Source organism: Rahnella sp. Larv3_ips (assembly GCF_003697865.1).
Classification (GTDB): domain Bacteria; phylum Pseudomonadota; class Gammaproteobacteria; order Enterobacterales; family Enterobacteriaceae; genus Rahnella; species Rahnella rivi.
In genome coordinates this window covers 18996-27872 of sequence record NZ_MJIB01000010.1, presented here as the reverse complement: position 1 = coordinate 27872, position 8877 = coordinate 18996, and the positions used below count along the sequence as shown (strand labels likewise).

The following is an 8877-nucleotide window of genomic DNA, read 5'->3' as shown; positions in this document are numbered from 1 at the left end:
TCACCTGCAGCACCGGGCTGACCCCGACGCTGTCACTCAACGGCGGACTGGCGGCAACCGGCGGGCTGCGCACCATGACCTCCAGCGGCAACAGCATTCCTTACCGCCTCTATTCCGATACCGCACGCACCACCGAGATCGCCATCAATACGCCGATCACGCTCGGGACGGGCACCGCTGCACAAAATATCCCGATTTATGGCCGCGTGCTGCCTGCTGACCAGACCAGCACCACACCGGCTGCGGGCACCTATAACGATACCGTTGTTGCCACTCTTTCCTGGTAAGCGTTTTCCATCAGAGTCGGTTGCGCCTCTGACTGGCTTTTGATTCTAGGAAGGAAATATCATGGACATCAAGGTACTGCTGCTCCTGCCAGCTGCCCTGCTGGTGTCGATGCAGTTGCGCATCCCGTTCAGTCCGGCAGCCACGATAGGCATCAGTGCCACGTTGCTGCCCGCCTGCAGCGCGGGCACCACGACGTCCGGCAGCACCAGCTTTGGTACGCTGAACTTTGGTAATTATGCGTCGCTCACCAGCGCCATCAATGCCACCAGCGCGCAGCTGGCGGGCTCGATCCGCGTGAACTGCGTGAACGGGCTGACCTACAAAATCGTGATGGATGGCGGCAGCAGCGGCGTGGTCACTGCCCGCAGAATGGTCAACACCACCAACAGCGCAGCGACCCTGCAGTACAACCTTTACACCACGGCGGCACGCACGACGGTGTGGGATAACGTCACCGGCGTGAGCGGAACCGGCAACGGCGCGGACCAGTGGAGCACGGTGTATGGCCGCGTTCCGGGGCAGGTCACGCCCGCTGCCGGGGTTTATCAGGATACGGTGAATGTCACCGTATCCTGGTAGAGGTGTTGATGCCTGGCCGTCTGCTGCTGTTGCCGCTGCTGATGCTGTGCGGCTCAGCGCTGGCCGCCACGGCCACCACCACCTTTACCGTGACGGCAACGCTGACCAATGGCTGCGTTTTCGGCAGCTCGCTTTCCAGCCCGACCACCAATCTGGGCACCCTCAATTTCGGCTCGTTTCCTTCCGTTCCCACCAATGTCGATGTGGTCAGTACGTCGGGCGCAGGCTCCGTTGTGGTGACCTGCACCCCCGGCACCACGGTGGCGATTGGCATGGATTACGGCATCCACGGCGGATCTGCCGCCCGGCGTTATATGGCCAACAGCGGGGCGACGGCAACGCTGGCCTATCAGCTTTATCAGAATGCTGCGCGCACCGTGGTTTGGGGAACCGGCGCGCAGGCAATGACCATCAGCAGCTTTCCCTCCACCACCCAAACGTATCCGGTGTATGGCCGGTTGTTTTCTTTCACGACGTCACCCACTGCGGGAACTTACACCGACACGGTGACCGTGACTCTCACTTATTAATCATCAGGATATGAGCTATGACGACGATGTTCTCACGCATGACTGCCACCACGGCCCTGACGGTGGCGCTGTTTTCCGGTACGGCGGTGCACGCCGCCAGTTCGGTGCTCGTCTGGCCGGTGTACCAGATTATTGAATCCGATCAGAACGGATCCGCCCTGTGGCTGGAAAACCGGGGCGCGGAACCGGTGTCGTTGCAGGTGCGCGTGCTGGCCTGGAAGCAGGAGAATTTTAACGAGAAGTATGCCGATCAGAGCAACGTGGTCGCCAGCCCACCTTTTGCCACCGTGCCGCCGGGCCAGCGCCAGCTGATCCGTTTGATCCGCAACACGCCGGTGCCCGCCAATACCGAGCAGGCGTACCGCATTATCATTGACGAGATCCCTTCTCCGCTAAACAGCGCCGGTGAAGGTCAGGACAAAGCGGTGGTCGGGCTGCAATTGCAGATGCGTTATCTGCTGCCGCTGTTTATGGATGGCGGCGGTTTGTGGACCAACGACCGCGCGGATGTGAAGCGCGATGCCTCCACCGCCACGCGCCCTGTCCTCACCTGGCGCACCGTCTCGGAAGGCGGAAAAAACTATCTGCAGGTGCGCAATACCGGCATCGTTCACGCACGTCTGAGCAACGTGTTCTGGTCAGCCAGCGGCAACCAGAAACAGGGTGTAAAAACCATGGTCGGCGGCTTTATGGGGTACGTATTGCCGGGGCAGCAGATGCGCTGGCCGGTGCCGGCGGGCGTGACGCCGGGGGCGCAGCTGAATGCGCAGATTGCCGACAACACCCAACCGATTGTCATTGCGCGCGGCGAATAACAGCTGGAGCCGCAACGGATGCCAATCAGACGTCTTCCCCGTGAAGGTCAGCAGCGACCGCTCTGTTTCCGGGGAAGCCTGTGCCTGATCTGCCTGAGTGCGTTCAGTGCGCAGGCACAGGAATACGGTTCCCTGCCCGATGCCCCGCGGGCGGCACCGGTGGTCACGGACGCCATGTTTTATCTGTCGATTGTGGTCAACGGCCAGACGGATAATCAGGTGGTGCCGGTGACCTATCGCAATAACGCCTATTTCGTCGAAGCCGGGGTGCTGGCAAAAAATCACATCCACATTAACGGCCAGCAGGGGCTGATTAACGTCGGTGAACTGCCGGACGTGAAAGCGAAATACAATTCAGCCAGCCAGCAGCTGGTGTTAACGGTGCCGGATGCCTGGCTTCCCAATCAGACTGTCAGCGGCGATCCGCTGATGAATTACACGCCGTCGCAAAGCAGCACCGGCCTGTTGTTTAACTATGATTCGTACTACACCGATCCGCCCGGCGGCCCGAAATCCGTCGCCACCTGGATGGAACAGCGGTTATTCAGCAGCCTCGGGCTGCTCACCAATACCGGCACTTACCGCTATAACATCGACAGTGCGGGCAACGGCAACACGGGCGGCAGCACCGCGCAGGATGGCTATCTGCGTTACGACACTTTCTGGCGATTTACCGACGAGAAAAACCTGATCAGCTATCAGGTCGGGGATTTCGTCAGCGATTCCCTGACGTGGAGTAATTCGGCGCGCATGGGCGGTGTGCGGATCAGCCGTAACTTTGGCGTGCGTCCGGATCTGGTGACCTATCCGTTACTGCAATACAGCGGGTCGGCGGCGGTGCCAACCACGGTGGATTTGTTCCTTAATGGCTACAAGGCCAGCAGTAACAACCTGAATTCCGGGCCGTTTACCCTGACTAACGTGCCTTATATCAACGGTGCCGGTGAAGCGACCATTGTGACCACCGACGCAGTCGGGCGTCAGGTGTCCACCAGCGTCCCTTTTTACGTGTCCAACACGCTGCTGCGTAAAAACCTCAGCGATTTCGATTTGTCCCTCGGGGCGGTGCGCAACAATTATGGCGTCACCAACGGCGATTATTCAGATGCGGCCTTCAGCGGTATTTACCGTTACGGGCTGACCAATTATCTGACGCTCTCCGGCCATACCGAAATGGTTCAGGGTTTGACGCTGGGCGGTGCCGGCGCAGATATCGCGGTCGGCACCTGGGGCACGCTGAGCGTTTCCGGCAGCCAGAGTAAAGCCGATCACCCGCCGGTCAGCAGCGATACTCCGCTCAACACGCCGGATAACGATAACAACGGCCAGATACCGGGCATCCCGAATTCAGGCGGTCAGATCCTCAATCCGACAGGCGAAAGCGTGACGGATAAAAAAGACGGCAGCCAGTACACGCTGGGCTATTCCTACTATTCGACGGTGTTCAGCCTCTCGGCGCTGCGCTCAAAACGCACGGTGGGTTATCAGGACATCACCTCTTACACCAGCGATACGCGCTTAAGCCGTCAGTCGGATCAGGTGACGTTCAGCACCTCGCCGTTTGGCCCGGCCAACGGCACCATGGGCATCGGCTATTACGACGTCGAAGCCTATGACAATTCGCATACCCGTCTGGTGAATTTCTCCTACAGCCGCTCGCTGTGGGGGCAAAGCAGCATGTTTTTATCGCTCAATAAAACGCTGGGCGATAACGGTTACAGCGCGCAGCTGCAATTCATCATTCCGCTTGGCACCAATATCAACATGAACGCTGGCGTGCAGCGTGACAGTGCGGGCAATTATCAGGAGCAGATTGGCGCCAGCAAAGCCACGCCAACCGACGGCGGCCTCGGCTGGAATCTGGCCTACAGCGGCGGCAATAATCCGTATCAGCAGGCCGATGCCACCTGGAAATCCCGCGTCGCGACGATTCAGGGCGGGTTCTACGGCAATCAGGGCGATTACACCAACTGGGCAGATCTGAGCGGATCCGTGGTGTTTATGGCCAATGACTGGTTCCTTTCCGACAAGATCAACGACGCCTTTATCGTGGTCGATACCGATCATTACGCCGGTGTGCCCGTCCTGTTCGAGAATCAGAAAATGGGCGAAACCGATAAAAATGGTCACCTGCTGATCCCGACCGTCAGTTCGTATTATCCGGCCAAAGTGGAAATCGACACCCTGCCGCTGCCCGCCGATGTGGTTGCTAATAACGTCAATGACCGCATCGCAGTGAAACAAGGCAGCGGCGTGGTGGTGAAATTCAACGTCGAGAAAGTGCTGTCGGCGAATATCAGGCTGCACGACGCCGCCGGACAACCGCTGAAGCCCGGCACGCTGGTCACCGAACAGAATACACAGCAAACCACCGTCACCGGTTACGACGGGCTGGTGTACTTCTCGCACTTACAGGAAAACAACGTGCTGAATATCAGGCAGGAAGACCGTTCGGTATGCCGGATCAGTTTCACTTTAGATCCTAAACGTCACAGCATTGAGCAGGTTGGCCCGCTGGCATGTCCGGGTGGCGCAACGCCAGGAGATAAATCATGAAAATTTTCAGGTCGTGGATACGTCATGGCGTATTACTGATGTGGCTGCTGGGCGCATCGTGGCAGGTGATGGCGGCCTGTACCACGGCGGCAAGCACCATTACGCTCGGCACACAGAACTCCTTTGCGGTCAGCACTTCTCCGCTGATTACGCAAGGCAGCAGCGGACTGAGCTGTAACGGTCCCTTGCTCAGTATTGGCGGCACCAATATCGTGACGGCAACAATTGGCGCCACGCTACATCCGAGCGGCACCCAGCCACGGCTTTACAGTGCAGCCACCAATCAGTATTTGCCGTACAGCCTGTGCAAGGACGGCAGTTGTGGCACCGTCTATAACCAGGGTGACGTGATTACCTGGAACAGCACCACCGCACTCGGCCTGCTCGGGCTTTTTACCGGCCCGAACAGCACACTGCCGATTTATGTGATGCCAAAAACGTTGTCCAATCTGGCCGCCGGGACGTATACCGACACTGTCCCCATCGCCTGGACGTGGAACATCTGTTCGGTCGCCGTCGGGACATTATTGTGCATTGCCGACAGCGGCAACGTGAACGGTACCGTCAACCTGACGCTCAACATCACCAACTTTTGCTATATCGACAGCGCGCCGAACGTGGGTTTTGGCAGCGCCGCCCTGCCTTCCGGGCTGACGACGGTGGTCGCCAATACCCTCAGCGTGCGCTGCACGCTCAACGCCAGCTATTCCGTCAACCTGACCAGCAGCGTAACGGGGTCCGGCCAGTACCGGCAGATGGCCTCAACGGTCAACGGCACCACCAGTTATTTGCAATATCAGATATTTAAAAGCGACAGCACGGTGTGGAGCGCGTCAACCAACAGCAGCGCGACCGGCTCCGGCACATCACAGTCGTTCCCGTATACCGCGTCGGTGAATCTGGCACAAAGCAATCAGCCCGCGGGCGCGTACAGCGATACGGTGACGGTCACGGTGACTTATTAGGATATTAAGAAAGGGAAAAACAGAACCGGTGCAGCGAGTGTGCACCGGTTTTAACGCCGTTTTTACAGCGCTTTCAGCGTTTTGATGGTGGCATCCACATCAATTTCATCTTCCGTGAACACATAAGTGCTGTTCTGGAAGGTGGTGATGAGCAGCTTTTTCATGGTGCGCATCTCCGCTTTTTTCTCTTCTTCCTGCGGGCGGATACGGTTCATCAGCAGGCCAACAGAAAGCACGGCGTTTTCTTTGTCTATCTTCGCTTCTCCCGGCACTTCTTCGTTAAACGCCAGGAAAGATTTGATGCTGGTGATTTTGATGCGCTCACCGGCGATAAAGATGTATTTGCTCTCCGGCTCGACTTTCACCGCAAAGGCAGAAAGGCCTTTGTTGTTGGTGGTCGGCTCAAAGGTGACCACTGCATCTTTTTTAATCAGCTCAGGGTTTGCAACTTTAATCACGTGGAAATAACGGTTATCGCCGTTTTCATCTTTGATAAAACCGAAACCTTTATCTTCAAACCAGGTTGTGATTACGCCGTTCATCGCTTACCGCCTAAGTAATTATTTATTCAACATGTCAGTTTTTGCAGGGCGGCAGTGTAAAGCAGAATGAGAACAAAGTCCTGTGCTTTACAGCCTGATGCCTGCGGAATTACGTCGCTTTACGGAACGTGAGGTTAAACCGGTAGGATCCGGTCAGCGGATGTTCGCCTGCTTTGAGCGGCAACACGCCGTGATAACGCAGCCGCGACGGCCCGCCCCACACCACAATATCGCCATGCAGCAGCGGCACGCGCTGGGTTTTATCGCTGCGCTCCAGGCCGCCAAACTGAAAAACGGCCGGTAAACCCAGCGAGACAGAGACAATCGGCTGGCCGAAATCGTGCTCGTCTTTGTCCTGATGCAGGCTCATTTTCGCCCCCGGCTGATAGCGGTTGATAAGGCACGCGTCCGGGTCAAACCCCGTAAACCCTGCCTGCTCCGCCGCCTTCACCGCAACAGCACGAAACAGTTCCGGCATCGGCGGCCATTGCTGATGACTTTCCGGCGACATGGCCTGATAACGGTAACCGGCTTTATCCGTCACCCAGCCGACATCGCCGCAGTTGGTCATCGCCACCGACATCGCGTAACCGCCCGGCGTCGCGCGATACTGAAAAGGCACCAGCCCGGCGATGCGGTCGATCTCCGCCAGCAACGCCACATCCTCTGCCAGCGCCGCACCGCGCAGCACCACCGCGCCGGGGCACAGATCTTCGCGCCAGTTGGGGTGGAAATCGGGGTGATCAAAAAGATCTAAATTCATGTCAGCCTCCGCGTTTGCCTGTCCGTTAAGTATAACGGATGTCGCCAGATCGTCATTTTTGCTGCCAGCGGGCGGTTAAAAAATCGAGAAGCCCCTGCGCTGCCGGGCCGATACGCCGGTTGGGCCGTACACAGTAAACGCCGGTTTCACGCCCGGTCCATTGTGGCAATATCTGCACCAATTCCCCTGCGTCAATGGCCGCTGCCATGGTGACCGCCGAGTGAAAAGCGATGCCGTGCGCATCAATACACAGCCTGCGTGCCGCATCGGCATTATCGACCTTGACCGATCCTTTCGGGGCCAGCGTGCGCTCCTCACCGGCAGAAAATAACCGCCACAGCACCCCATCCTGACTGGCCGAAGAGACGATGCACTCGTGCTGATAAAGATCTTCCGGCACCTCAGGCACGCCACGCTTTTTCAGGTAAGCGGGCGCGGCCACCAGGATCCGCCGGTTCTCCAGCAATTTATGGGCGATCAGCGACGAATCCTTCATACGCCCGATGCGAAATGCCAGCATGATGCCTTCACTCACCAAATCCACGTAGTCATCGGTCAGATGCAGATCCAGTTGCACCTGCGGGTACGCCGCCAGAAACTCACTCAGATAAGGCACCAGATGGGTATGACCGAACGCCACCGGCGCACTGACCACCAGTGCGCCATAGGGTAACGTCTGCTCGTCACGCACCATGTCAGCTGCCTGAGTGAGTTGCGAAAGTGCCTGATGGCATTCGGCAAAATACCGTTTGCCGCTTTCGGTCAGAGACATCGCCCGCGTGGTGCGGTTGAGTAACGTCGCGCCCAGTTGCCGTTCAAGCGTCTTGATAAAACGGCTGACCGACGACGGCGTAATGCCGAGCGCGTGGGCCGCACGGGCAAAACTATGGTGTTCAACAACCGCAACAAACGTTTGAACTAAGTGCAGCGACGGCGCGTTCATTGATGCTCTCACGGAATGAATGAATGTTATTTCCGGCTATTATCAAGAAAATTCAGCATGATTAGAATGTTTCTTTTTTGAGGAACATTTTATGAAAACCACGTCTGCCAGCGTCTTTCGCGAACTTCATCTGCAAGCAGCTCCGCTGAAATTGCCCAACGTCTGGGATGCGGGCAGCGCACGCCAGACAGAAAGTCTGGGTGCCACGGCAATTGCCACCACCAGCGCGGGCGTCGCGTGGTCGTTGGGGTATCGCGACGGCAATCAGTTGCCGGTGGAAGACTATGTCGCCCGCGCGGCGTCTATCGCTAGGGTGATTTCGGTGCCGCTTTCTGCGGATATTGAGGGTGGCTACAGCGATATTCCGGCCACGGTGGCGTTAACCGTCTCACGGTTTATGGATACGGGCGTGGTGGGCATCAATATTGAGGACGGCGCAGGCGATCCGCATGCGTTGTGCCGGAAAATCGAGGCCATCAGAGCCGCCAGTGTCCGAAGCGGCGTAGATCTTTATATCAACGTGCGCACCGATGTGTACGCCCGTAATCTGGTTTGCGCCGCGGATAAAGCGGATGAAGTAATGGCGCGGGCGCAGAGTTACCGCAGTGCCGGTGCCGACGGGCTTTTCGTGCTCGGGCTGACGGAGGCAGGGGAAATGCGCGCCATTGCTGAGGGCACAAGTTTGCTGCTCAACGTGGCGGTCTGGCCGGGACTGCCGCCAGTCAGCGATCTCGCAGCCCTTGGCGTACGCCGCCTGAGCGCCGGTTCCTGGTTGCCGCAAACCTTATGGGCGCACCATGCGCAGTTAGTCAGCGGATTTTTACAACACGATAAAATGATGCCGATGCTGGAAAAAGCCGCGCCTTATTCAGAAATTAATGCGATGTTTTAACGAC

10 protein-coding genes are annotated in these 8877 nt (G+C 57.7%); 7 read left to right on the top strand and 3 right to left on the bottom strand.

All coding sequences use genetic code 11. The annotated features are described in order from the left end of the window. The 6 genes from ED901_RS25425 to ED901_RS14605 form a co-directional block, all read left to right on the top strand. Nucleotides 1-287 (top strand): spore coat protein U domain-containing protein (locus tag ED901_RS25425; protein WP_240993936.1); only part of this gene is annotated, 287 nt, incomplete at its 5' end. 61 nt (nt 288-348) lie between these two features. Next, complete coding sequence (locus ED901_RS14625; protein WP_122096330.1) at nt 349-867, top strand: spore coat U domain-containing protein; 519 nt, start codon at nt 349-351, stop codon at nt 865-867. A gap of 8 nt (nt 868-875) precedes the next feature. Next, nucleotides 876-1397: a spore coat U domain-containing protein gene (locus ED901_RS14620; RefSeq protein ID WP_056774939.1), complete on the top strand. Its 522-nt coding sequence runs from the start codon at nt 876-878 to the stop codon at nt 1395-1397. A 17-nt stretch (nt 1398-1414) separates the two neighbouring features. Beyond that, nucleotides 1415-2212 (top strand): molecular chaperone, encoded by a 798-nt coding sequence (locus ED901_RS14615; protein ID WP_122096329.1) that lies wholly within the window; start codon nt 1415-1417, stop codon nt 2210-2212. A gap of 18 nt (nt 2213-2230) precedes the next feature. Next, nucleotides 2231-4768 carry a fimbria/pilus outer membrane usher protein gene (locus ED901_RS14610; RefSeq protein WP_122096328.1) on the top strand — a complete coding sequence of 846 codons (2538 nt, stop codon included), beginning with the start codon at nt 2231-2233 and terminating at the stop codon, nt 4766-4768. Beyond that, a complete protein-coding gene (locus tag ED901_RS14605; RefSeq protein ID WP_122096327.1) occupies nt 4765-5733 on the top strand; it encodes a spore coat protein U domain-containing protein in 969 nt (322 codons plus the stop codon). Before ED901_RS14610 ends, ED901_RS14605 begins: the two co-directional genes overlap by 4 nt. Nucleotides 5734-5795: 62 nt before the next feature. On the opposite strand, the gene ED901_RS14600 is transcribed toward ED901_RS14605, so the two are convergent. The 3 genes from ED901_RS14600 to ED901_RS14590 all read right to left on the bottom strand — a co-directional run bounded on the left by ED901_RS14600 (nt 5796) and on the right by ED901_RS14590 (nt 7981). Next, nucleotides 5796-6275 carry a cold shock domain-containing protein gene (locus ED901_RS14600; protein ID WP_056774844.1) on the bottom strand — a complete coding sequence of 160 codons (480 nt, stop codon included), beginning with the start codon at nt 6273-6275 and terminating at the stop codon, nt 5796-5798. A gap of 109 nt (nt 6276-6384) precedes the next feature. Then, a complete protein-coding gene (gene alkB / locus ED901_RS14595) occupies nt 6385-7038 on the bottom strand; it encodes a DNA oxidative demethylase AlkB (protein ID WP_122096326.1) in 654 nt (217 codons plus the stop codon). Between the two features lie 52 nt (nt 7039-7090). Beyond that, entirely contained in the window at nt 7091-7981 is an 891-nt protein-coding gene (locus ED901_RS14590) for a LysR family transcriptional regulator (protein ID WP_056774837.1), read from the bottom strand. A gap of 91 nt (nt 7982-8072) precedes the next feature. Here ED901_RS14590 and ED901_RS14585 point away from each other — a divergent pair, with 91 nt between their 5' ends. Then, the gene (locus tag ED901_RS14585) at nt 8073-8873 is read left to right on the top strand and encodes an isocitrate lyase/phosphoenolpyruvate mutase family protein (RefSeq protein WP_122096325.1); all 801 of its coding nucleotides are present in this window, start codon (nt 8073-8075) and stop codon (nt 8871-8873) included. The last annotated feature ends 4 nt before the right edge of the window (nt 8874-8877 follow it).